The organism is Pseudomonas alkylphenolica, from assembly GCF_016009175.1.
Taxonomy (GTDB): Bacteria; Pseudomonadota; Gammaproteobacteria; order Pseudomonadales; family Pseudomonadaceae; genus Aquipseudomonas; species Aquipseudomonas alkylphenolica_B.
Map to the genome: position 1 here is coordinate 94,596 of NZ_JADUCM010000005.1, position 22,065 is coordinate 116,660.

Genomic DNA, 22,065 nt, shown 5'->3' on the forward strand with positions numbered 1-22,065 from the left:
CTTCGGGCTTGAGACGTATTGTCACGTCTGCGCCGGGAACGCGCGTGTTAGCCTAGCCGCGCACTTGCGAACAGCACTAAACGGAATGCCACTCACATGACCGCGAATTCATCCCCGCAACACCCTTCGACGGACGAACACGATCACCTGCAACGCAGCCTGTCCAACCGTCATATCCAGTTGATTGCCATTGGTGGCGCCATCGGCACCGGCCTGTTCATGGGCTCGGGCAAAACCATCAGCCTGGCTGGCCCTTCGATCATCTTCGTCTACATGATCATCGGCTTCATGCTGTTCTTCGTCATGCGTGCCATGGGCGAACTGCTGCTGTCGAACCTCAACTACAAGTCGTTCATCGATTTCTCTGCCGACTTGCTCGGCCCCTGGGCCGGCTACTTCACCGGCTGGACGTACTGGTTCTGCTGGGTGGTCACCGGTATTGCCGACGTCGTAGCCATCGCCGCCTACACACAGTTCTGGTTCCCCGACCTGCCGCAGTGGATACCCGCGCTGACCTGCGTCGGCGTGCTGCTGTCGCTGAACCTGATCACTGTGAAGATGTTTGGCGAAGTCGAGTTCTGGTTTGCCATGATCAAGATCGTCGCCATCCTTGGCCTGGTCGTCACCGGCTTGTACATGGTCATCACCGGCTTCCAGTCGCCGTCCGGGCGTACTGCGGACCTGGCCAACCTGTGGAACGACGGCGGCATGTTCCCCAACGGAGTGCTGGGTTTCTTTGCCGGTTTCCAGATAGCCGTGTTCGCCTTCGTCGGCATCGAGCTGGTGGGTACTACCGCCGCTGAAGCGAAGAACCCGGAGCGCACCCTGCCCCGGGCGATCAACTCGATCCCGATCCGCATCATCGTGTTCTATGTGCTCGCTCTGATCGCGATCATGGCCGTGACCCCGTGGCGCGACGTGGTACCGGGCAAGAGCCCGTTCGTCGAGCTGTTCGTGCTGGCCGGCCTGCCGGCGGCGGCGAGCATCATCAACTTCGTAGTCCTCACCTCGGCAGCCTCGTCGGCCAACAGCGGGGTGTTTTCCACCAGCCGCATGCTGTTCGGCCTGTCGCAGGAAGGCGACGCGCCCAAAGCGTTCGAGAAACTCTCGTCGCGCAGCGTGCCGGCCAACGGTCTGTACTTCTCCTGCGCCTGCCTGCTGCTGGGTGCCGTGCTGATCTACCTGATCCCCGACGTGGTCGAGGCGTTCACCCTGGTCACCACGGTCTCCGCGGTGCTGTTCATGTTCGTCTGGACGCTGATCCTGCTGTCGTACCTGAGCTACCGCAAACAACGCGCTGCGCTGCACCAGGCGTCGAACTACAAAATGCCCGGCGGGCGCTTCATGTGCTACGTGTGCCTGGTGTTCTTCGCCGGCATCCTGGTGCTGCTGAGCCTGGAAGACGACACCCGTGCGGCGCTGCTGGTGACGCCCATCTGGTTCGTACTGCTGGCGGTGACCTACCAGTTCGTGCGCAGCAAGCGCCATCCGCGTAATGCCATAAACAGCACACAGAACGACTGAAAGCGCTAATGAACAGACAGGGGCGCACCCTATGGGCTCGCCCCTGCCGTCAACTTAACTGCGCACCGCCAGGCTTACCAGAATTGGAAGCGACCAGTTCTTATCATCGATATTCCGGGCCTCCAGCTCTACGGTACCGTTGTACCATCCAGATGGCAGCTCGGGATTATCGGATTTCTCGTAGCTCAGCATGAATTGCGCACCGCCATTAACGGGATGACAAACGACATAGCTGTTCATGGTCGTGGCCTGCCCCGGACAACCCGGTACTTGCCGCTGAGCCCTCAGTTTGACCGGACGCTCCACACCGCGGCTATCCGTCAGTTTGACAGTCAGGGTAGTAATGCCCGCTCCGCCGTATGTCAGTGACGTAGGCCCCACATCGCTTGAACGTGCCACCACCCCCACCCGCAGGCGCGCCTGGGCAGGCGCAACGGTCAGGCGCGCTTGATCCTGACTGGACACATAAATCAATCGGGCGCCTTCGAATGCAGGGCTGTACGAACTGAGTCGATGTGCTTGTTCACGCCACAGCCTGGCCATGTTGGCCGTCTTGGCGTTGCCGATGACGCTGCCATTGACCGTGACATCAGGTGTCGAATAGTAGGGTCTGCTATTGCCGCACAGATTGGTTGTGAAGCCACCACCCCCGTTGTAACCATGCTTGTAGTTATCACCTGCGTTCGGATAACAATGTCCACCTCCAACATTGTGTCCCATTTCATGCTTGAAAGGCGAAGTGCCATGGATGGAGTTGACGCTTGAATTCCCTGGCCTGTAAGCCCATCCGCCAGCATCGCCCCCCACCGAGAAGCCGACATTGATGTCATGCCGATAATGTGGACGCTGGGCATTCAATTGCCGCTGCCAGTTTGCTAACCCTGCTGTAGTCACCGGGATGTCTTCGTCGGTGATACGAATACCCGCGAGGCGTAACTCGATGTTGGCGACTTTGGAGTTGCGTAGGCTGAGATTGACCCACTCCATCTGCCCCAGGGCAAATGCCATCGGATCTACTTCTCTGGCTGCCAGTGCCTTGGCGGTGAAGCCGACAAGCGCATCAATGTAGTTCATGTTGTCAGGCGCATATGCGTCGACAGAGTTGCTGTTCTGGACTGGCTGATCGATTTCGTGGTTCCGTGGGAAAACCTGATCCACATCCTGGCTGAAAGTTCGTTTGCCTTCAGTATCGACCTGCAGGATTCCACGCCCGTCCTCCCGCTCGATAAACGCGGTAACAGCACCATCGGGCGACCTGACCACGACCATGCCGCCTGCGACGCCATCTTTCCCCATCAAGTTTCCACTCTCGACCGTATAGCCATTCGAGGTGGTTTCAAGGTGGCTTCCGGTGAATTGCAGACCACCCAGTGCTGTGCGGTACGTACCTGAAGGCGTTGCCTGGGACGGCGAAGACACATCGGCATGGGCATTGCCAATTAGAAGCATTGCGAGCGTCAGCGGCAACAGCCTGGAGTAAGCGCGATTCATAAGCGATCCCTCATGAGTAATTGAAGTAAGCGTGCAATTTCATACTCGGGGAATTCGCAATCTGGCTGCTACTCACGGAGCTACGAGGTCCTTGGCACCTTGCCTCAAGCACCAACATGAGGCATGTGCCGCACTGATCACACCCGACTCAGTGCAGTGCGCCCCTGCAAAATGTCGAGACGGCACCGAAACCGGGCTTCTTCGCCTGTCGGCACGACCTTTGCTGAAGCACTCCAGCAAGTCGCAAACAACAACGCCGACACAACGGAGAGAGCACATGAAGCGTCGCAGTCTGATCAAGGCTTTTACCCTCAGCGCATCGATCGCCGCGATGGGCCTGAGCTGGAGCATCCAGGCCGCCGAGACCATCAAGGTCGGCATCCTGCATTCGCTGTCGGGCACCATGGCGATCTCCGAGACGTCGCTCAAGGACATGGCCTTGATGACCATCGAGCAAATCAATGCCAAGGGCGGCGTGAACGGGAAGCTGCTCGAGCCGGTGGTGGTCGACCCGGCATCGAACTGGCCGCTGTTCGCCGAGAAGGGTCGCCAGTTGCTGACCCAGGACAAGGTTGCCGTGGTCTTCGGCTGCTGGACCTCGGTGTCGCGCAAGTCGGTCCTACCGGTATTCGAAGAGCTCAACGGCTTGCTGTTCTACCCCGTGCAGTACGAAGGCGAAGAAATGTCGCCCAACGTCTTCTACACCGGCGCCGCCCCCAACCAGCAAGCGATCCCGGCGGTGGAATACCTGATGAGCGAAGAAGGCGGCGGCGCCAAGCGCTACTTCCTGCTCGGCACCGACTACGTCTACCCGCGCACCACCAACAAGATCCTGCGCGCGTTCCTGCACAGCAAAGGCGTCGCCGACAAGGACATCGAAGAGGTCTACACACCGTTCGGGCATGCCGACTACCAGACCATCGTCGCCAACATCAAGAAGTTCTCTGCCGGGGGCAAGACGGCGGTGATCTCCACCGTCAACGGCGACTCCAACGTGCCGTTCTACAAAGAGCTGGCCAACCAGGGCCTGAAGGCCACCGACGTGCCCGTAGTGGCCTTCTCGGTGGGTGAAGAAGAACTGCGCGGGATCGACACCAAACCCCTGGTCGGCCACCTGGCCGCGTGGAACTACTTCGAGTCGGTCCAGAACCCGGTAAACACCCAGTTCGTCAACGACTGGAAGGCCTATGCCAAGGCCAAAAACCTGCCGGGCGCCGACAAGGCCGTGACCAACGACCCGATGGAGGCCACCTACGTCGGTATCCACATGTGGGCCCAGGCAGTGGAAAAAGCCGGCACCACCGATGTCGACAAGGTCCGTGAAGCGCTGGCCGGGCAATCCTTCAAGGCACCGTCGGGTTACACCCTGACCATGGACAAGACCAACCACCACCTGCACAAGCCGGTGATGATCGGCGAGATCCAGGATGACGGCCAGTTCAACGTGGTCTGGGAAACCGAACAGCCGCTGCGGGCACAGCCGTGGAGCCCGTTCATTCCCGGGAATGACAAGCGCCCGGATTATGCGGTGAAGGGTAACTGAGCCATTGGGGCCGCTGTGCGGCCCATTCGCGGGTGAACCCGCTCCCACAGTGAACCACACCGAATCTGTGGGAGCGGGTTCACCCGCGAAGCATCCACCGCCGACTTCCAGGATTGCCCGCATGCTCAGACTCCTGCTCACCCTCCTCCTGCTATTGCCGCTGGCAACCCAGGCCAGCGAAGGCGAATATTTCATCACGGCCAAGCCCGCCGAACAGGTCAGCCTGCTCGAAGGCTGGGCCGCACAACCCGACGCCGCGCGCCTGCCGTTGCTCGACAACCTGCGCCAGGGCCGCATTGCCGAAGGCGACACGCGCAAACTACGTCTTAATAACCGCCTTCGCGGGTTGCTGGAAAACGCTCTGGCCAGCCATCAACTGCTCAGCGATGTGGCCAAGGTGCGCCTGGCCGCCGCTCAACAGCTGCAGAAAAGTGCGCAACCGGCCCAGGTCGCGTTTCTCGACCGGCGCTACGCGATCGAAGCTGATGCCGCCGTGCGCGCGGCGCTCGGCCTGGCCCTGGCCAACCTGCAGCTGGCCGCCCCTGAGTCATCAGTACGTCTGGCAGCGGTGCGCTTGTTAGGCGAAACCGGCGACCCCATGGCGCGTACGCGCCTGGAAACCCTGCTCGAACCGGGCGTCGAAACCGATGCCAACGTGCGTACCGCCGCCGAAACCAGCCTGGCGCAGGTCAAACGCAAACTGCTGTTCGGCGAGTTGCTCGGCCAGGCCTTCAGCGGCCTGTCACTCGGCTCGATCCTGCTGCTGGCAGCCCTCGGCCTGGCGATCACCTTCGGCTTGCTCGGGGTCATCAACATGGCCCACGGCGAGATGCTGATGCTCGGGGCATACGCGACCTATGTCGTGCAGGTGCTGATAGCGCGCTATGCGCCAGGCGCCATCGAGTTCTATCCACTCATCGCCCTGCCGGTGGCATTCGCCGTCAGCGCCGGGGTCGGCATGCTCCTGGAGCGTACGGTGATTCGTCACCTGTACGGGCGCCCGCTGGAAACCCTGCTGGCAACCTGGGGTATCAGCCTGATCCTGATCCAGGCGATCCGCCTGCTGTTCGGCGCCCAGAACGTTGAAGTGGCCAACCCGGCCTGGCTCTCTGGCGGCCTGCAGGTGCTGCCCAACCTGGTGCTGCCTTACAGTCGCCTGGTGATCATTGGCTTTGCCCTGTTTGTGGTGCTGCTGACCTGGCTGCTGTTGAACCGCACACGCCTGGGCCTGAACGTACGGGCGGTCACCCAGAATCGCAACATGGCCGCCTGCTGCGGCGTGCCTACCGGGCGAGTGGACATGCTTGCCTTCGGCCTCGGTTCCGGCATCGCCGGGCTCGGTGGCGTGGCCTTGAGCCAGATTGGCAACGTCGGCCCGGACCTGGGCCAGAGCTACATCATCGACTCCTTCCTGGTGGTGGTGCTTGGCGGCGTCGGCCAGCTCGCCGGCAGCCTCTGGGCCGCCTTCGGTCTGGGCATTGCCAACAAGTTGCTGGAGCCGCAAATCGGTGCGGTGCTCGGCAAGATCCTCATCCTTGCACTGATCATTCTGTTCATACAGAAACGCCCGCAAGGCCTCTTCGCACTCAAGGGACGGGTAATCGACTGATGAACCAGCCACTGCTTGTTACCGCCAGCCAGAAAGCCGGCCCGCGCTGGACCCTGGCCACCGGCGCGGTCGTCCTGCTGGTGCTGCTGGCCCTGCCGCTGCTGTCGTTGCTGCCTGAAGGCCACAGCCTGCACGTCTCGGCCTACACCCTGACACTGGTCGGCAAGATCCTCTGCTACGCCATCGTCGCCCTGGCTCTGGACCTGGTCTGGGGCTATGCCGGGCTGCTGTCGCTGGGCCATGGGCTGTTCTTTGCGCTGGGCGGCTATGCCATGGGCATGTACCTGATGCGTGAAGCCGCCGGTGATGGCCTGCCCGCGTTCATGACCTTCCTGTCGTGGAGCGAGCTGCCCTGGTACTGGGCCGGCACCCAGCATTTCGCCTGGGCCCTGTGCCTGGTGGTACTGGCGCCGGGCCTGCTGGCCCTGGTGTTCGGCTTCTTCGCCTTCCGCTCGCGGATCAAGGGCGTGTATTTCTCGATCATGACCCAGGCGCTGACCTTCGCCGGCATGCTGCTGTTCTTTCGCAACGAGACCGGCTTTGGCGGCAACAACGGCTTCACCAACTTTCGCAGCATCCTCGGTTATGAGATCACCGCGCAAAGCACCCGGGCCGTGCTGTTCCTGCTCACGGTCAGTTTGCTGGTCGCCAGCCTGTACCTGGGCTGGCGCCTGGCCCGGAGCAAGTTCGGGCGGGTGCTGACTGCGCTGCGCGATGCCGAAAACCGCCTGATGTTCTGCGGCTACGACCCGCGGGGCTTCAAGCTCTTCGTCTGGGTGCTGAGCGCGGTGCTGTGTGGCCTGGCCGGTGCGCTGTATGTGCCGCAGGTGGGCATCATCAACCCCAGCGAAATGTCGCCGACCAACTCGATCGAAGCCGCCGTGTGGGTCGCTTTGGGCGGGCGCGGCACGCTGATCGGCCCGCTGCTGGGCGCCGGCCTGGTCAACGGCATGAAGAGCTGGTTCACCGTCGCCTTTCCCGAATACTGGCTGTTCTGCCTGGGTGCGCTGTTCATCCTGGTGACCTTGTACCTGCCCAAGGGCGTGGTCGGACTGCTGAAGAAGAGGGGTGAACAATGAGAGCCATTCCACTGCCACCGGCCCACCCCGAATTCATGCTCGAGCCGATCCTTGGCGCCGGCAGCGGCCGCGATGCCATCGGCCTCGGCCAGGCCCGCAGCCAGGGCCTGGATGCACGCCACGGCACGGTACTGACTCTGGAGGATATCAGCGTCAGCTTCGACGGCTTCAAAGCGCTCAACGCCCTGAACCTGTACATCGGTGTCGGCGAGCTGCGTTGCATCATCGGCCCCAACGGCGCCGGCAAAACCACGCTGATGGATGTGATCACCGGCAAGACCCGTCCTACCACAGGCAAGGCCTGGTTTGGCGACACCCTGGACCTGACCCGCATGAGCGAGGTGCAGATCGCCCAGGCCGGTATCGGGCGCAAGTTCCAGAAGCCCACGGTGTTCGAGGCCTTGAGTGTGTTCGAGAACCTGGAGCTTGCGCAAAAGGCCGACAAGTCGGTGCTGGCCAGCCTGGTTGCACACCTGAGCGGCGAGCAGCGCGACCGCATTGACGAGGTGCTGCAGACCATTCGCCTGAGCGCCTCGGCCCAACGCCCGGCCGGGCTGCTGTCTCACGGCCAGAAGCAGTTCCTGGAGATCGGCATGCTATTGATGCAAGACCCGCAACTGCTGCTGCTCGATGAGCCGGTGGCGGGTATGACCGATGCTGAAACCGAGTTCACCGCCGAATTGTTCAAGGGCCTGGCCGGCAAGCATTCGCTGATGGTGGTCGAGCATGACATGGGCTTTGTCGGCAGCATTGCCGACCATGTGACGGTATTGCACCAGGGCAGTGTGCTGGCCGAAGGGTCGCTTGAGCAGGTGCAGGCCGACGATCGGGTGATCGAGGTTTACCTCGGGCGATAAGGCCGGAACAGACAAACGACGGGTATCAGACATGCTGAAAATCGATGCACTTCATCAGTACTACGGCGGCAGTCACATATTGCGCGGCCTGTCATTCGAGGCAAAGGTCGGCGAGGTGACCTGCTTGCTGGGCCGCAACGGGGTAGGCAAAACCACCTTGCTGCGCTGTTTGATGGGCCTGTTGTCCACCCGCGAAGGCAGCGTGCAATGGGAAGGCCAGACCATCACCGGGTTCAAGCCCCACCAGCGGGTGCAGGCGGGAATCGCCTACGTTCCCCAGGGCCGTGAAATCTTCCCACGTCTGACAGTCGAGGAAAACCTGCTGATGGGCCTGTCACGGTTCAGTGCCAGCCAGGCGAAAAGCGTGCCGCCGTTCATTTACGAACTATTTCCGGTCCTGTTGCAAATGAAGCACCGCCGTGGCGGCGACCTCTCCGGGGGGCAGCAACAGCAACTGGCCATCGGCCGCGCCCTGGCCAGCCAGCCGCGACTGCTGATCCTCGATGAGCCTACTGAAGGCATCCAGCCCTCGGTCATCAAGGAAATCGGCTCAGTGATCAGCAAGCTGGCTGCCCGCGGCGACATGGCAATCCTTCTGGTCGAGCAGTTCTACGACTTTGCCGCCGAACTGGCCGACCAGTACCTGGTGATGTCACGGGGCGAGATTGTTCAGGCCGGGCGCGGCGAAAACATGGAGGCCGAAGGTGTGCGCGGGCTGGTAACCATTTAATCTGGGCGACAGTTCGTACACCTTCGAGAAAACGTCATGACTTACCTGATTCGTGATGCCGTACCTGCCGATCTGCCGGGTATTCGCGACATCTACAACGACGCCGTGCTCAACACCACGGCGATCTGGAACGAGCAACCTGTTGATCTGGCCAACCGCCAGGCCTGGTTCGACGCCCGCCAGGCCCAGCGCTACCCGATTCTGGTGGCCGTGGCGACTACGGACCCGGCGCAGGTGCTCGGCTATGCTTCATTCGGCGACTGGCGCCCCTTCGAAGGCTTTCGCCACACCGTCGAACACTCGGTGTATATCCGCAGCGACCAGCGCGGCAACGGTCTGGGGCCACTGCTGATGCAGGCACTTATCGAGCGTGCCCGCACCCGTGACAAGCACGTCATGGTTGCCGCCATCGAAAGCGGCAACGCCGCCTCGATCCGCCTGCACGAACGCCTGGGCTTTACCCTCAACGGGCAAATGCCGCAGGTGGGGGTGAAGTTTGGCCGCTGGCTGGACCTGACTTTCATGCAGTTGATCCTCAACCCAGGCGCGGACCCAAGCGCCAAGGAGTGATGCCGAATGAATGCTGCGCACCTTCATCGTGTCACCCATGAAAGCCTTGCCCACTTTCGCGACGGCCTGGTGACATTGTTGCTGGATGCGGTTCGCCACGGTGCATCGGTCGGTTTTCTGGAGGACATCGATGCGCAGCAGGCCAACAGCTACTTCGATGAAGTGAAACAGCGCCTGAGCAGCGGCGAATTGCTGCTGTGGGTGGTCAGCAAGGATCAGGAAGTGATTGGCAGTGTGCAGTTGGGGCTGTGCCAGAAACCCAATGGTCTGAACCGTGCCGAAGTGCAGAAGCTGTTGGTGCACAGCCAGGCGCAGCGCCACGGCCTGGGCCAGCAGTTGATGCAGGTGCTGGAAGCGACAGCCCGGCAGAAGCAGCGCGGCATGCTGTACCTGGACACCGAGGCCGGGTCCGGGGCCGAGGCGTTTTACCGGGCGCTGGGGTACACCAAGGCCGGTGAGATCCCGCAATATGCCTGCAGCCCCGAAGGCACCTACCGGGCGACGGCGCTGTACTACAAGCTTTTGTAAGGCCTTAAGGCGCCTATCGCCAGCAAGCCGGCTCCTACGGACCGTGTAGGAGCCGGCTTGCTGGCGATGAATCCCACGCAATCAACCCTGCAGAAACCGCCCCAGGCGCTGCTTGAGCATGCTGTTCTCGCTGCGCAGTTGCTGAACTTCCTCCAGCAACTCCAGGGCCAGCGCCACCCCTTCCCACTCCAGTTCAAGTTCGCGCTGCAGCTTCGCCGCGCGCTTGGCCAGCACCGGGGCCTGATCGTCAAACAGCCACTCTTCCGGCGTTCGCCCGGAAGGTTCGACAATGCCGTGCTCGACGATTTCGATCACGTAGGCAGCCGGCAGATCGGCTTCCTGACAAAGGGTCTGCATGTCCAGTTGAACGACCAGGGTACTGCTCATGCTCAGTTACTCCATTGTGTCCTCGGATTGAACGCCGCTTTTTCTGCCAGCTTGCCCCACAGTTCGCGGGTTGCGTCATCGCTCTGGCTCGGCATCACCACTTTCAGTTGCGCATACAGATCACCGCGCTGGCCCTGCTTGTTGGCCAGCCCCATGCCCTTGACCCGCAGACGCTGCCCGCTCTGGCTGTCCGGACGAATGGTCAGGTTGATCTTGCCGGTGAGGGTCGGCACCGCCACCTTGGTTCCCAGCGCCGCTTCCCACGGGGCCAGCGGGACGGTAATGATCAGGTCATGACCTTCGACATCGAACAGCGGATGCGGTGCCATCCGAATGGTCAGGAACAGGTCGCCATTGGCACCACCGCCAATACCTGCCGCGCCCTGGCCCTTGAGGCGAATTTTCTCGCCATCGGTAACGCCGGCCGGGATCTTCACGTTCAGGGTCTTGGTGGTGAAGCCGGTACGCTGGCCCGCAGCATTGTGTTGCGGCACCTGGAAGCTGATCTGCTTCGATTCCGCAGACAGGGTTTCTTCGAGGAAAATCGCCAGTTCCATTTCCACGTCCTGCCCTCGCCGACCGGCGCTGCGTTGTTGTTGGCCACGGCCAAATGGGCTGCCGTTGCCACCGCGCGAGCCGAAGATCGAGCTGAAAAAGTCGGAGAAGTCGCCACCTTCAAACCCGCCGGTGTTGCGGCTTTCCCACCCCGGAGGCCCCTGGAACGGCCGACCATGCTGACCGTACTTGCGCAACTCGTCGTATTCAGCGCGCTTTTCGGCGCTGCTGAGGACATCGTGGGCCTCGTTCACCTCTTTGAATTTTTCCTCGGCGTCACGCTCTTTGCTGACGTCAGGGTGATACTTGCGCGCGAGCTTGCGGTAGGCGGTCTTGATCGCCTTCTCGTCCGCAGTCGGCTCAACGCCAAGAATCTTGTAATAGTCTTTGAAGTCCATCTAAGGAATCACCATAAAGTTGTTCAATGCTTCTGAAGATTGGGGTCAAGCATAGCCTTTCAAGGTCGCCTTGGGTTTGCTGTAAAGCAGATAATCGGTCTTGATTCTGCTGGCCACTGGCATAAACTGCGCGGCCGTTTTTCCCCGGAAGTACATCCCATGAGTGACGCATCCCCGGCCCGTGCCTGTGGCATCGACTTCGGCACCTCCAACTCCACCGTCGGCTGGCATCGCCCGGGCGTGGAGTCGTTGATCGCCCTGGAGGACGGCAAGATCACCTTGCCGTCGGTCGTGTTCTTCAATATCGAAGAACGCCGCCCGGTCTACGGCCGCCTGGCCCTGCACGAATACCTCGAAGGGTACGAAGGCCGGCTGATGCGCTCGCTCAAGAGCCTGCTGGGCTCCAAGCTGATCAAGCACGACACCAGCGTGCTGGGCACCGCCCTGCCGTTCAAGGACCTGCTGGGCATGTTCATCGGCGAGCTCAAGGGCCGCGCCGAAACCAATGCCGGGCGCGCGTTCGATGAAGTGGTGCTGGGCCGCCCGGTGCATTTTGTCGATGACGACCAGGCCGCCGATCAGGAAGCCCAGGACACCCTGGAAGAAGTCGCGAAGAAAATCGGCTTCAAGGAAGTCTCCTTCCAGTTCGAACCGATCGCTGCCGCCTTCGACTACGAGTCAAACATCCAGCACGAAGAGCTGGTGCTGATCGTCGACATCGGCGGGGGTACCTCGGACTTCTCCCTGGTGCGCCTGGCGCCCGAGCGCCACATGCTCGACGACCGCCATGAAGACATCCTCGCCACCGGCGGTGTGCACATTGGCGGAACCGACTTCGACAAGCAATTGAGCCTGCAGGGCGTCATGCCGCTGTTCGGTTACGGCAGCCGGATGAAAAGCGGCGCCTTCATGCCGACCAGCCACCACATGAACCTGGCGACCTGGCACACCATCAACTCGGTGTACTCGCAAAAATCCCAGCTGGCGCTGGGCAGCATGCGCTATGACATCGAAGACACCAACGGCATCGACCGCCTGTTCAAGCTGATCGAACAGCGTGCCGGTCACTGGCTGGCGATGGAAGTGGAAGAAACCAAGATCGAGCTGACCCACGCCGACAGCCGCCTGGTCGACCTCAAGCGCGTCGAGCCGGGGCTCAATGTCGAGCTGAGCCGGGCCCTGTTCGAAGAGTCCATCGACAACCTGCTCGAACGCGTGCGCGGCAGCGTCAGCGAGCTGCTGGCCAAGGCGGGCGTGGGTGTCGAACAGGTTGATACGGTGTTCTTTACCGGGGGTTCCAGCGGTATCCCGGCCTTGCGCCAGAGTGTCGCGGCCATGTTGCCCAAGGCGCGTCATGTCGAAGGCAACATTTTCGGCAGCATCGGCAGCGGCCTGGCGATCGAGGCGCGCAAGCGTTACGGCTGATGGCCAAGGGGGCGCCTCGCGCCCCTATCGCAGGCTTCGCCAGCTCCCACAAGAACACAGCAAATCCTGTGGGAGCTGGCGAAGCCTGTGATTGCTTCACACCAACTCGGCCTGACGCAACTCGCTCTTCAAGTAAGCGTAATAAATCGGCCCCGCCACCACCCCCGGCAATCCAAACGCCGCCTCGCACACCAGCATCGCCAGCAGCAGCTCCCAAGATTTGGCGCTGATCTGCCCACCGACAATCCGCGCGTTGAGGAAGTACTCGACCTTGTGGATAACAATCAGATAGCCCAGCGCCGCCATGGCCACCCAGATCGACAGCGACAGGCCGACGATGGTGATCAGGGTGTTGGACATCAGGTTGCCGATCACCGGCAGCAGGCCGAGCAGGAAGGTCAGTACGATCAGCGTCTTGGTCAGCGGCAGGTGCACCCCGAACAGGGGTAACACCACTGCCAGGAAGATCCCGGTGAAGAAGGTGTTGAGCAGCGAAATCTTGATCTGCGCAAACACGATGTTGCGAAACGCCTGAACCAGCAGCGCCAGGCGGTTGAACAGCGCCGCAGCCAGCGGTTTGCGCCGGGAAATGTCAGGAATGCGCTGCAAGGCGACAATGGCCCCGAGAATCATGCCGATCAACAGGGTGACAAACATGTGCGCCGCGCCTTTGCCCACCAGTTGCAGCTCGCCCAGGTGCGTCTTCAGCCATTCACCGATGGCCACCTTGAACTCTGCGGCACTGGCCGGCAGGTAGGCGTCGACAAAGGGTGGCAGTTGCCCACGCGCCTGATCCACCAGCAGCATGAACTTGTCCAGCGAGGCACCGGGGTTTTCGGCCTCGTGCAGGAGGAAACTGATGGCGCCGGCAAACAGCAGCGTCAGGGTGCTGACCACCAGGGTGCCAAGCAATGCCACCGCCAGCCAGCGCGCGCGCTGCCCGGCAATCAGGTGCTGCAGCTTCGGGGTCAGCATGTTGACCAGTTCGAACACCAGGAGGCCCGCCAGCAGGCTCGGCAACAGCTTGAGCGGCAACGCCAGCAACAGGCCGGCGAAGACAATGATCCAACTGGCCAGCTTGATCTGGCGCGGAGTAAAGGTCATACAACCTCAAAGGGGCAACTGCAGGAAAAGGCGCAGTCTGCCAGCCTTCGCCGGGCAGGCATAGGGGCTCGGCCGCTGCATCGACAGCGGCTGCGCCAGGTCAGGTTCGGCGGGTCATTTTTTCTTCAGGCAATTGCTCATGAACGCGTTGCGCTCATCGCCCTTGAGCGCCTTGGTCGCGGCGTCGGCACTGCAGGTTTTCATTTTTTCCTGCTGGGGTGTCAACGGCTTGGCCTTCAGGCAATTGCTCATGAACGCATTGCGCTCATCGCCCTTGAGGGCTTTGGCGCTGGCATCGGCGTTGCAGGTTCGCATTTTTTCCTGCTGCGGGGTGTCGGCAACGCTGTACGAACACATCAACAACCCCACCAGCAGCAGCGGCAAACGCAGGTGCGTCATGGTCTTCTCTCCTCGTCGCCGCACTCAGTGCGCGGCATCGACAAAAGTGTAGACAAGATTTTCTGCAGGCCCTCGGCCGGGGCAAGTCTCAAGTACGGTCCTGAAATGTGCCCGCGAAGCCGAATTATCGCCGTACGGTACAACCAACACGAAAAACCAAGGGATAATGGCCGGCTGTACCTTCAGAGCTTGTGTTTGATGAATTATGCGTTCCCCTTGCTGGCCATCCTGATCTGGGCTGGCAATACAGTGATCACCAAGATGTCGGCCGGTGCGATCTTTCCGGCCGAAATCGGCTTCTATCGCTGGCTGCTGGCCGGCGTGCTGTTCACGCCGTTCCTGCTACGCCCGATGCTGCGCCGCTGGAGCGATATCCGCCCCAACCTGGGCAAGATTTTCATCCTCGGCGTACTGGGCATGGCGGTGTACCAGAGCCTGGCCTACTTCGCCGCCGCCATCACCAGCGCCACCAACATGGGCATCATTCTGTCGCTGATGCCCTTGATGTCACTGGCCATGGCCATCATCAGCCTGGGGCTGCGCCTGACCTACGGCGCGCTGATCGGCGCGCTGGTGTCGTTCTGCGGTGTAATGGTGGTGGTCTCGGCCGGCGATCCGGCGATGTTGCTGCAACACGGCGTCAACGGTGGCGACGCCCTGATGCTGATTGCCACCCTCGCCTACGCGCTCTACAGCACCTTGCTGAAGAAATGGCAGCTGCGCCTGCCACCCCTGCTGCTGCTTTACCTGCAAGTGCTGGTGGCAATCATCGTGCTGTTCCCATTGTTCGTGTTTTCAGAGAAAACCGGCCTGGGTAGCGGCAATATCGGCCTGGTGCTGTATGCCTGCGTGCTGGCCTCGATGGTTGCGCCGCTGGTGTGGATGCAGGCGGTCAGCCGCTTGGGGCCAAGCCGCACCACGCTGTTCTTCAACCTGTTGCCGGCAGTCACCGCGGTTATTGCCGCACTGGTGCTCGACGAGCAACTGGCCCTGTACCACCTGGGTGGCGGCCTGCTGACCCTGGCCGGGGTGATTCTCGCCGAACGCTGGAAAACGCCGGTACGCCCTGCCAGTGCTACAGCCCCGCAGCCTTGAGGCGGGCGGCATGCTCGGTGAACAGGCGCACCGGCTCGGCCCCCTTGCCTACCGCACCCAGTGACTGATTGACGATGTCCAGGTGATCGAGCGGATAGTCATCGCCGATCACCTGGCCCAAATGCGAGCTGTAGCGCCCGACCATGCCGTCGCAATGACCGGCTTCATGGACGAAGGTTTTGGCAAACAATCGGCAAAAGCGGTTACTGCCGTCCAGACGGTTCAGGCCTTGGTCGGTCAACCCCGGCTGCAAGGTGCCGGACCACGAGTAGTAGCGCACACCGCCCACTTCGGCCGGTCCCTCGCCGCCCCAGGTGTTGGGCAGCCCCTGCGGGTACGCTTGGTTGAACAGCGCAACCCCGGCACGGGTCAGCGAATGGTGCGAGGCATGCACGTCAATCGGCAGCCTGGGCCCACGCCAACCGGTCTCCAGCCAGCCCAGCAGCACCCCCAGGCCATGTAACAGGGCCTTGAGCAGACGCCCCCGCGCAGAGTCGGCCGGGTATTTTTCGTGCAGGTAATCCGCCAGCTCCGAGCCATGGTTAGGCCCGGCAATCGAAGTGACCGAGGCCACCCACTCCGGCCGCTTGCCGGCCGCATAGCGCGCCGTCAGCGCGCCCTGGCTGTGGCCCAGCAGGTTGACCTTGTCGGCACCGGTCTGCTGGCGAATGTCAGCGATGATCTGCAGTAACTGCTCGCCACGTACTTCGGTGGAGTTGATCGGCGACACCTGAATGGCAAACACCCTGGCCCCACCCCGGCGCAATGCCGAAACAATGCCGAACCAGTAGGGGTAAAGCACCAGGCGGACGAAGCCAAGCATACCGGGCACCAGCACCAGTGGATAACGCGTGGCAAGTTCTTGAGCCATGGCTGCATTTCCCGTTCCGTGGACTGTCGGCCCCACCCTACAGGCAGTTTGATTGCAATCGCAATCGAACTCCCGGCGCTTGCTGCGGTTCCAACCCTGTAGACCCTCAGCAAGGAGCGGGACCATGTACAAGCAGACCCTGGCAATCCTCCTGACCACCACCGCCCTGGCGGCTTGCGGTAGCCGTCCGGAAAACCCGGTCGACTACGTCACCTACCGCGACCAACCGCTGGTCAAGCAGGTCGAGAACGGCATGACCATGCAGCGGGTGATCGCCATCGGCGGCAGCCCCTCCAGCGTGATCGACCTGCCGCATGGCGGTACCTGCAACAACTACATCCTCAATCAGGAAGGCCATCAGCAAGCCTACTACGTGCGCTTCGACGCCACCGGGCATGTGGATGCCAAGGGTTTCAAGACCTGTGAACAGCGCCAGACCGATGACCAAGCCGTAGAGAAAGCCAAAGCCGACATCTAGCCCCGGAGAACACCATGAGCACCGTTGAACTGACCGATGTGAAAACCCTGCGCAAACGTGCCCGCCAGCATGTCGAGCAAGGCGCCGTGACTGAAGGCTACAACGCCGACCGCGAGCAGATCCTGCGGCTGCTCAACGAGTCGCTGGCAACCGAATGGGTCTGCGCCCTGCGCTACAAACGCCACTACTTCATGGCCAGCGGCATCAAGGCCAGCGTGGCGGCCGAGGAGTTTCTCGAACATGCCACCCAGGAACTGGAGCATGCCGACAAACTGGCCGAGCGCATTGTGCAGCTCGGGGGCGAGCCGGACCTGAACCCGGATAACCTGAGCAAGCATTCCCATGCGCAATACGTGGAAGGCAAGAACCTTGAAGAAATGGTCCTTGAAGACCTGGTTGCCGAGCGTATCGCCATCGACAGTTACCGCGAGATCATCCAGTACATCGGTGAATCCGACCCCACCACACGGCGCATCTTCGAAGAGATCCTGGCCCAGGAAGAAGAGCATGCCGATGACATGGCCGACCTGCTCAAAGGCCTTTGAGAAACTTCGCGGCGGTCCAGCGTCCCGGACCGCCGCGAACAGCCGCACTTAACTTAACCGGCCTTCACCGTCCTCGGTGCCTTCCCCGACTTCATCTGCTCAAGCAACGGCGTGCACTGATTGGGCACATCGCCGCCCGGTGCCACCAGCGCCAGCAGGCCTGCCGCCGGACCGACCAGCACCCCCAGCGCAACCATTCCCGCACCGCGCAAGGCCAGCGGCACTGCCTGCACGCCGGCACTGGGCTTGGCAAACGGGCCGCGCACATACAACGGTGAGCGCAGCGAGAACAGACGTACGCCCTTGGACTCGGGATTGATCTTCAGGTCCAGCTGCTCGCTGGCGAAGTTGGCCGTGCCATTGATGTAGATGATCGCGTTCTCGGTGTCGAAGACAAACAGGCGCGTGGTCGCCAGGCCAATCTTGATACCGAAGTCGGCAGCCGCGCAGTTGATTTTCACCTCCTTGTCGCCAAACAACTGGCCGATGACGTAGTTACCCACATTCAGCCCGGCGATCTCCATAAGCCCACGGCTGATGGCACCATCGTTGATCAGCATCTTCAGGTTGCCATTGGCGGTGCCCAGCAGGGCGGCCACCGAATTTCCCCGGCCTTTCAGATCGGCATCGCCATTGAGTTCGCCAAAGCTGGTTTTCATCGGCTCGAAGGTGGGGAACAGCTGTTTGAGTTTGAAGCCCCGCGCACTCAGCTGAGCCTGTCCTTGCAACGGCACCGCGCGCCCGTCGAGGCGAATCTGTGCATCCAGTTTGCCGCCGGCAATGCCAAAGCGCAGCGGCTCAAGGCGCAACACCCCGTCGTCGAGGACAACGTGACTGGACAGGTCGGTGAACGGCAGCGACTCGCTGTGCACGATGCGCTTGCCACTGAAGGTCACGTCGGCATCCATCGCCCGCCAACGCTCGGTACGGAACTCCTCGACCGGCAGCACCTTGCCGGCCGGCTGCTTGCTGGCGCCACCACGAGCTTTCTGTTCAGCGTTGGAGTCGGCACCAATCAGCGGTGCCAGGTCCTTGAACAGCAGCTGGTTGGACACCAGGTTACCGCTGAGCTTGGGTCGCGGCTGGCTGGCGGCAAACGTCAGGTCGCCATGGATATCGCTGTTACCGATCTTGCCGTTGAAGCCTTCGTAGCGAAACAGCGCGCCTCCCGGCTCATGCAGCTTGGCCACCAGATGACCGTCGGTGGCGTACGGCGGGGAGTCCGGCAGCGTTACACCGGTCAAGGGATAGAGGTTGCCCAGGCTAGCACCCGACAGCCGCAGGCGCAGGTCGAGGGCACCCAGGTTACGCGGGTCGGTCAGGGTGCCGGCAAGGACAATGCGCGTATCGGCGATCTGCAGGTCAGCCTGCAACGGAAAGGGCTGACTCGCGTCCTGAAGTGCCAGCAAGCCGCCAATCTTGCCTTCGCCGGCAAGCGCCTGGCCCTTGTAACGCCCTTTGACCTTCAGGCCAAAGGCATAGTCCTGAGCCCCACCAGCCTTTGCTGCCGAAGCCTTGCCAACGATATCGCCGAACGGCACCGGTTTGCCCAGCGGGTCGATCAGCACGTCCAGACGGGTTTTCAGGGTCTGGTCATCCAGGCTTACCTGGCCTTTGTCGAAGCCAATGGCGCCGATGTCGAGCACCCAGGCCGAAGGCTCGGCGTGTTCATCCTTGGGGCCGAAGTCGAATGTCCAGTTGGCACGGCCGTCGGCCAGGCGCTTGAGGCTGGCAGTAGGCTGGTTCAGGTCGATACGCGGGATGACAATCTGTTGAAACAGCAACGGCAAGGGCGCAAGGCGGAACTCGACCTGCTTGAGGCTGACCATCTGCGGCTCTTTGAGCCAGTCAGGATTGCCCAGGGTCAGGTCCTGGGCGATAAAACGCGGCCAGGGTACCCACGCCCGCCAGCCCCCCTGCTCCGGCTCGCGCTGCCAGCGGACCTGCAGATCGCCGTTGATGGCGAAGGGACGGTGCAACGCCTCGGAGACTTTGGCGTTAAGCATCGGCTTGACCCGGTTCCAGTCAAAGGTGGCAATCACCACGACCAGTATCGTCAGCAGCAACAGCAGGCTGGCAAAGGTCCAGGTGAGGATTCTGGCGGGACGCGTCATTGCGGATTCTCCTTGCGATCACCGGGCCAAGGTGGGCGATTTGATAGCACGTATTCTTCGGACTGATGAAACGCCCAAGGGTTTAACCGACGTTGCATGATAGCGGCTGATAGCGCGGTTTTTTCTTGATTGTTCCTCGATACGACCTTGGTCTACACGCCCCCAAGACGGTTTTGAGACCGCCTGGAACACCCGGGCTAGAGCACCTGCGGCAAAACATCAATTCCGTTGATTGTTACCATTATCTTTATGAACTTTTATCTCCCGCCCCCCGGCGTAGCATTGGCTCCGTACCCACTTTCCAGCACCACCACGGAGCACCGAACAATGAAACGCCAATTACTCCTGAGCTTGTCCCTGTCGATCCTGGCCGCCAATGCCTTCGCCATTCCTGCCGCCGACCAAAGCCTGACGGCTGAATCGCGCTCCAGCTCGGCGGTGATCTCACAGCCATTGAACACCCTGGCCGAAGGCGGTTCTGATCGCCTGAAAGAGCGCAACGTCCGCGTTGCCGAAGGCGGTTCCGATCGTCTGCTGGAGCGCACCAATCGCGTCGCCGAAGGCGGTTCCGATCGCCTGCTGGAGCGTACCAATCGCGTCGCCGAAGGCGGTTCCGATCGCCTGTTGGAGCGTACCAATCGCGTCGCCGAAGGCGGTTCCGATCGCTTGCTGGAACGCACCAACCGCGTCGCCGAAGGTGGCTCCGATCGCTTGAACGCACGCTTTCAGGTTGCCGAAGGTGGCGCTGACCGCCTGATCGAACAGAACCACCGTGTGAGCTGACGCCTATGCCACACAATAAGAGATCCCAGCCTTGCAACGGTTCCCCTCCAAGCCCGGTCAATTGACCGGGCTTTGTTTTTCCCGGCGCAGGCTATTAGAGTGCAGGGCTGTTTGACTGCCAACCGATACTCGCCATGCTGCCGCGCGCCGAACAAAAACAACAGACCCGCCAAGCTTTGCTGGATGCCGCCCGCCACCTGATGGAAAGTGGCCGGGGCTTTGGCAGCATCAGCCTGCGCGAAGTGAGTAAATTCGCGGGTATTGTGCCCACCGGTTTTTACCGGCATTTCTCCGACATGGACCAGCTTGGCCTGGCCCTGGTCAATGAAGTCGGCGAAACCTTTCGCCAGACCATTCGCCTGGTTCGCCACAACGAGCTCGAACTCGGTGGCATTACCGACGCCTCGGTGCGCATCTTCCTCGACGTGGTTGCCGCCAATCGTCCACAGTTCCTGTTCCTCGCCCGCGAGCAATACGGTGGTTCGCAGCCGGTACGCCAGGCGATCGCCACCCTGCGCCAGGGCATCAGTTCGGACCTGGCGACCGACCTTGAGCGCATGCCGCGCTGGCAGCACCTGGACAGCGCCGCCCTCTCGGTAATCGCCGACCTGGTGGTCAAAACCGTGTTTGCCACCTTGCCGGAACTGATCGACGAACCTGACGACGATGGCGCAAACGCCCTGAGTGCGCAGGACAAGATCACCCAGCAATTGCGCTTCATCTTTGTCGGCGCCAAGCACTGGCAGGGCCTGAGCAGTCTCTAGGCATCGTCACAGCGCCGTTCCCGTGGGGTTTCCTGCTACCATGCGCGCAAACGCACCAACCGCGACGACTCTTCTCCATGCCCGACCTTCGTACTGCCCAGCCTGAATTGCCTGCCCTGCTCGAACAGGTCAAGACGCACTTTACCCAGCGCATCGTGCCGCTCTGGCAAGGTCCGGGCTGGAATGCGGAACTGGCCCTGCCTTTCGAAGCACTCGATCCGCAGCATCAGCCGCTGCCGGTACAGCGTTATCGGGCCATGGCCTGTGCCCGCCAGCTCTACCTGTTCAGCAGCCGCATCGACGAACCCGGTGCCCGCGAACGCGCGGCGGCGCTGTTTCGTTCGCTGCAGCGGCATTTCCACGATGCCGAGCACGGTGGCTGGTTCTACAGCATCGACGCCCAGGGCAAACCGCTGGACCGGCGCAAAGACCTCTACACCCACGCGTTCATCATTTTTGCCTGCGCCCATTACTGGGGCCAGGTGCGCGAGTCACTGGTCGAATCCACGCTCAACGCGGCCTTGAGCGTGGTGGCCGAGCGTTTCGCCCGCGATGACGGGTTGTATGAGGCGAGTCTCGATGAAGACTGGTCGGACGTGGGCAGCGGCCCCCTGCAAAACCCGTTGATGCACCTGGCCGAAGCGTTCCTCGCCACCCTCGCGGTGCGCGACGATGAAGCGGTGCAACAGGCCCTGTTGGCGTTGGCCGACGCCATGCAACAGCACTTCATCGATGCCGAACACGGGGTGATGCTGGAAAAACCGCGTGGTGCTGTGGATAACTGGTTCGAGCCTGGCCATCAGTTCGAATGGTTCTACCTGCTGGAGTCTTCACCGCTGCTGCGCGGCAGCGCGCTGCACGCCTCCCTCGACCGGGCGTTCGCCTATGCCGAGCAGTGCGGGGTGAAAGACACTGCGGCATTGGCCATGCTCAGCGCTGACGGCGAAGTGCGCGATGCCACCCAGCGCATCTGGGCCCAGGCTGAATACCTGCGTGCCCTGGCCTTGCGCCCGGACAGCGCCGCCAAGGTGCTCGTCCAGCTACAGGCGCTGCAGCAGCGCTTCCTGCATGCCGGTGGCTGGTACGAGTGCCGTGATGCCGAAGGCGCGGTCAGCCGCAGCGATATGCCGTCGACCACGCCCTATCACCTGGCAACCTGCCTGGAAGGGTTGCAGCGCCAGATCTGACGCAATCGCCGGCACGCCGGCGATCAGGC

General features: G+C 61.8%; 22 protein-coding genes. 15 read left to right on the forward strand and 7 right to left on the reverse strand.

Annotation, left to right across the window (positions count from 1 at the left end; translation table 11 throughout):
- The first annotated feature begins 96 nt into the window (after positions 1-96).
- Positions 97-1,524 carry a D-serine/D-alanine/glycine transporter gene (gene cycA, locus I5S59_RS07405; RefSeq protein WP_197876059.1) on the forward strand — a complete coding sequence of 476 codons (1,428 nt, stop codon included), beginning with the start codon at positions 97-99 and terminating at the stop codon, positions 1,522-1,524.
- A 54-nt stretch (positions 1,525-1,578) separates the two neighbouring features.
- Here cycA and I5S59_RS07410 read toward each other — a convergent pair whose 3' ends face one another.
- Positions 1,579-3,015: a hypothetical protein gene (locus I5S59_RS07410; RefSeq protein WP_197876060.1), complete on the reverse strand. Its 1,437-nt coding sequence runs from the start codon at positions 3,013-3,015 to the stop codon at positions 1,579-1,581.
- A gap of 277 nt (positions 3,016-3,292) precedes the next feature.
- Here I5S59_RS07410 and urtA point away from each other — a divergent pair, with 277 nt between their 5' ends.
- The 7 genes from urtA to I5S59_RS07445 all read left to right on the forward strand — a co-directional run bounded on the left by urtA (position 3,293) and on the right by I5S59_RS07445 (position 9,931).
- Positions 3,293-4,558, forward strand: a complete 1,266-nt coding sequence (urtA, locus tag I5S59_RS07415) for an urea ABC transporter substrate-binding protein (RefSeq protein ID WP_197876061.1) — start codon at positions 3,293-3,295, stop codon at positions 4,556-4,558.
- Between the two features lie 121 nt (positions 4,559-4,679).
- Positions 4,680-6,167: an urea ABC transporter permease subunit UrtB gene (gene urtB, locus I5S59_RS07420; RefSeq protein WP_197876062.1), complete on the forward strand. Its 1,488-nt coding sequence runs from the start codon at positions 4,680-4,682 to the stop codon at positions 6,165-6,167.
- Positions 6,167-7,246: an urea ABC transporter permease subunit UrtC gene (gene urtC, locus I5S59_RS07425; protein ID WP_197876063.1), complete on the forward strand. Its 1,080-nt coding sequence runs from the start codon at positions 6,167-6,169 to the stop codon at positions 7,244-7,246. Before urtB ends, urtC begins: the two co-directional genes overlap by 1 nt.
- Positions 7,243-8,103, forward strand: coding sequence for an urea ABC transporter ATP-binding protein UrtD (urtD, locus tag I5S59_RS07430; RefSeq protein WP_420066444.1), 861 nt, complete (start codon positions 7,243-7,245; stop codon positions 8,101-8,103). Before urtC ends, urtD begins: the two co-directional genes overlap by 4 nt.
- 31 nt (positions 8,104-8,134) lie before the next feature.
- Positions 8,135-8,833, forward strand: coding sequence for an urea ABC transporter ATP-binding subunit UrtE (gene urtE, locus I5S59_RS07435; RefSeq protein WP_197876064.1), 699 nt, complete (start codon positions 8,135-8,137; stop codon positions 8,831-8,833).
- A gap of 36 nt (positions 8,834-8,869) precedes the next feature.
- On the forward strand, positions 8,870-9,403 hold the full coding sequence (locus I5S59_RS07440) for a GNAT family N-acetyltransferase (protein ID WP_197876065.1): 534 nt from the start codon (positions 8,870-8,872) through the stop codon (positions 9,401-9,403).
- 6 nt (positions 9,404-9,409) lie between these two features.
- Positions 9,410-9,931, forward strand: coding sequence for a GNAT family N-acetyltransferase (locus I5S59_RS07445; RefSeq protein ID WP_197876066.1), 522 nt, complete (start codon positions 9,410-9,412; stop codon positions 9,929-9,931).
- Positions 9,932-10,012: 81 nt separating this feature from the next.
- On the opposite strand, the gene I5S59_RS07450 is transcribed toward I5S59_RS07445, so the two are convergent.
- Positions 10,013-10,318, reverse strand: a complete 306-nt coding sequence (locus I5S59_RS07450) for a chaperone modulator CbpM (protein ID WP_197876067.1) — start codon at positions 10,316-10,318, stop codon at positions 10,013-10,015.
- Between the two features lie 2 nt (positions 10,319-10,320).
- Complete coding sequence (cbpA, locus tag I5S59_RS07455; protein ID WP_197876068.1) at positions 10,321-11,271, reverse strand: curved DNA-binding protein; 951 nt, start codon at positions 11,269-11,271, stop codon at positions 10,321-10,323.
- 159 nt (positions 11,272-11,430) lie between these two features.
- Here cbpA and I5S59_RS07460 point away from each other — a divergent pair, with 159 nt between their 5' ends.
- Positions 11,431-12,696 carry an Hsp70 family protein gene (locus tag I5S59_RS07460; RefSeq protein ID WP_197876069.1) on the forward strand — a complete coding sequence of 422 codons (1,266 nt, stop codon included), beginning with the start codon at positions 11,431-11,433 and terminating at the stop codon, positions 12,694-12,696.
- A gap of 96 nt (positions 12,697-12,792) precedes the next feature.
- On the opposite strand, the gene I5S59_RS07465 is transcribed toward I5S59_RS07460, so the two are convergent.
- Both I5S59_RS07465 and I5S59_RS07470 read right to left on the reverse strand, forming a co-directional pair.
- A complete protein-coding gene (locus tag I5S59_RS07465) occupies positions 12,793-13,800 on the reverse strand; it encodes an AI-2E family transporter (RefSeq protein WP_197876070.1) in 1,008 nt (335 codons plus the stop codon).
- Between the two features lie 114 nt (positions 13,801-13,914).
- Positions 13,915-14,199 (reverse strand): PsiF family protein, encoded by a 285-nt coding sequence (locus tag I5S59_RS07470; protein ID WP_197876071.1) that lies wholly within the window; start codon positions 14,197-14,199, stop codon positions 13,915-13,917.
- A gap of 198 nt (positions 14,200-14,397) precedes the next feature.
- Here I5S59_RS07470 and I5S59_RS07475 point away from each other — a divergent pair, with 198 nt between their 5' ends.
- On the forward strand, positions 14,398-15,294 hold the full coding sequence (locus I5S59_RS07475) for a DMT family transporter (protein WP_197876072.1): 897 nt from the start codon (positions 14,398-14,400) through the stop codon (positions 15,292-15,294).
- Here the strand turns inward: I5S59_RS07475 and I5S59_RS07480 are convergent.
- Positions 15,275-16,165, reverse strand: a complete 891-nt coding sequence (locus I5S59_RS07480) for an esterase/lipase family protein (RefSeq protein ID WP_197876073.1) — start codon at positions 16,163-16,165, stop codon at positions 15,275-15,277. The genes I5S59_RS07475 and I5S59_RS07480 overlap by 20 nt on opposite strands.
- Before the next feature lie 124 nt (positions 16,166-16,289).
- Between I5S59_RS07480 and osmE the strand changes: the two genes are divergently transcribed.
- Together osmE and I5S59_RS07490 are read left to right on the forward strand one after the other, a co-directional pair.
- Complete coding sequence (gene osmE / locus I5S59_RS07485; RefSeq protein WP_197876074.1) at positions 16,290-16,643, forward strand: osmotically-inducible lipoprotein OsmE; 354 nt, start codon at positions 16,290-16,292, stop codon at positions 16,641-16,643.
- Positions 16,644-16,657: 14 nt separating this feature from the next.
- Positions 16,658-17,188, forward strand: coding sequence for a ferritin-like domain-containing protein (locus tag I5S59_RS07490; RefSeq protein ID WP_197876075.1), 531 nt, complete (start codon positions 16,658-16,660; stop codon positions 17,186-17,188).
- Between the two features lie 53 nt (positions 17,189-17,241).
- Here I5S59_RS07490 and I5S59_RS07495 read toward each other — a convergent pair whose 3' ends face one another.
- Positions 17,242-19,302 (reverse strand): AsmA family protein, encoded by a 2,061-nt coding sequence (locus I5S59_RS07495; protein WP_197876076.1) that lies wholly within the window; start codon positions 19,300-19,302, stop codon positions 17,242-17,244.
- 327 nt (positions 19,303-19,629) lie between these two features.
- Here I5S59_RS07495 and I5S59_RS07500 point away from each other — a divergent pair, with 327 nt between their 5' ends.
- The 3 genes from I5S59_RS07500 (at position 19,630) to I5S59_RS07510 (ending at position 22,036) form a co-directional block, all read left to right on the forward strand.
- On the forward strand, positions 19,630-20,085 hold the full coding sequence (locus tag I5S59_RS07500) for a phage infection protein (protein ID WP_197876077.1): 456 nt from the start codon (positions 19,630-19,632) through the stop codon (positions 20,083-20,085).
- A gap of 134 nt (positions 20,086-20,219) precedes the next feature.
- Entirely contained in the window at positions 20,220-20,849 is a 630-nt protein-coding gene (locus tag I5S59_RS07505) for a TetR family transcriptional regulator (protein WP_197876078.1), read from the forward strand.
- A gap of 77 nt (positions 20,850-20,926) precedes the next feature.
- Entirely contained in the window at positions 20,927-22,036 is a 1,110-nt protein-coding gene (locus tag I5S59_RS07510) for an AGE family epimerase/isomerase (protein WP_197876079.1), read from the forward strand.
- The last annotated feature ends 29 nt before the right edge of the window (positions 22,037-22,065 follow it).

What these genes read in the sequence shown, in the direction of transcription:
- I5S59_RS07480 (WP_197876073.1), bottom strand. Translation starts at nt 16,165, where the DNA reads ATGGCTCAAGAACTTGCCACGCGTTATCCACTGGTGCTGGTGCCCGGT.
- I5S59_RS07490 (WP_197876075.1), top strand. Translation starts at nt 16,658, where the DNA reads ATGAGCACCGTTGAACTGACCGATGTGAAAACCCTGCGCAAACGTGCC.
- I5S59_RS07450 (WP_197876067.1), bottom strand. Translation starts at nt 10,318, where the DNA reads ATGAGCAGTACCCTGGTCGTTCAACTGGACATGCAGACCCTTTGTCAG.
- urtE (WP_197876064.1), top strand. Translation starts at nt 8,135, where the DNA reads ATGCTGAAAATCGATGCACTTCATCAGTACTACGGCGGCAGTCACATA.
- I5S59_RS07410 (WP_197876060.1), bottom strand. Translation starts at nt 3,015, where the DNA reads ATGAATCGCGCTTACTCCAGGCTGTTGCCGCTGACGCTCGCAATGCTT.
- I5S59_RS07505 (WP_197876078.1), top strand. Translation starts at nt 20,220, where the DNA reads ATGCTGCCGCGCGCCGAACAAAAACAACAGACCCGCCAAGCTTTGCTG.
- urtD (WP_420066444.1), top strand. Translation starts at nt 7,243, where the DNA reads ATGAGAGCCATTCCACTGCCACCGGCCCACCCCGAATTCATGCTCGAG.
- I5S59_RS07445 (WP_197876066.1), top strand. Translation starts at nt 9,410, where the DNA reads ATGAATGCTGCGCACCTTCATCGTGTCACCCATGAAAGCCTTGCCCAC.
- I5S59_RS07470 (WP_197876071.1), bottom strand. Translation starts at nt 14,199, where the DNA reads ATGACGCACCTGCGTTTGCCGCTGCTGCTGGTGGGGTTGTTGATGTGT.
- I5S59_RS07440 (WP_197876065.1), top strand. Translation starts at nt 8,870, where the DNA reads ATGACTTACCTGATTCGTGATGCCGTACCTGCCGATCTGCCGGGTATT.
- I5S59_RS07500 (WP_197876077.1), top strand. Translation starts at nt 19,630, where the DNA reads ATGAAACGCCAATTACTCCTGAGCTTGTCCCTGTCGATCCTGGCCGCC.
- I5S59_RS07510 (WP_197876079.1), top strand. Translation starts at nt 20,927, where the DNA reads ATGCCCGACCTTCGTACTGCCCAGCCTGAATTGCCTGCCCTGCTCGAA.
- I5S59_RS07460 (WP_197876069.1), top strand. Translation starts at nt 11,431, where the DNA reads ATGAGTGACGCATCCCCGGCCCGTGCCTGTGGCATCGACTTCGGCACC.
- osmE (WP_197876074.1), top strand. Translation starts at nt 16,290, where the DNA reads ATGTACAAGCAGACCCTGGCAATCCTCCTGACCACCACCGCCCTGGCG.
- urtA (WP_197876061.1), top strand. Translation starts at nt 3,293, where the DNA reads ATGAAGCGTCGCAGTCTGATCAAGGCTTTTACCCTCAGCGCATCGATC.
- I5S59_RS07495 (WP_197876076.1), bottom strand. Translation starts at nt 19,302, where the DNA reads ATGACGCGTCCCGCCAGAATCCTCACCTGGACCTTTGCCAGCCTGCTG.
- cycA (WP_197876059.1), top strand. Translation starts at nt 97, where the DNA reads ATGACCGCGAATTCATCCCCGCAACACCCTTCGACGGACGAACACGAT.
- I5S59_RS07465 (WP_197876070.1), bottom strand. Translation starts at nt 13,800, where the DNA reads ATGACCTTTACTCCGCGCCAGATCAAGCTGGCCAGTTGGATCATTGTC.
- cbpA (WP_197876068.1), bottom strand. Translation starts at nt 11,271, where the DNA reads ATGGACTTCAAAGACTATTACAAGATTCTTGGCGTTGAGCCGACTGCG.
- I5S59_RS07475 (WP_197876072.1), top strand. Translation starts at nt 14,398, where the DNA reads ATGAATTATGCGTTCCCCTTGCTGGCCATCCTGATCTGGGCTGGCAAT.
- urtC (WP_197876063.1), top strand. Translation starts at nt 6,167, where the DNA reads ATGAACCAGCCACTGCTTGTTACCGCCAGCCAGAAAGCCGGCCCGCGC.
- urtB (WP_197876062.1), top strand. Translation starts at nt 4,680, where the DNA reads ATGCTCAGACTCCTGCTCACCCTCCTCCTGCTATTGCCGCTGGCAACC.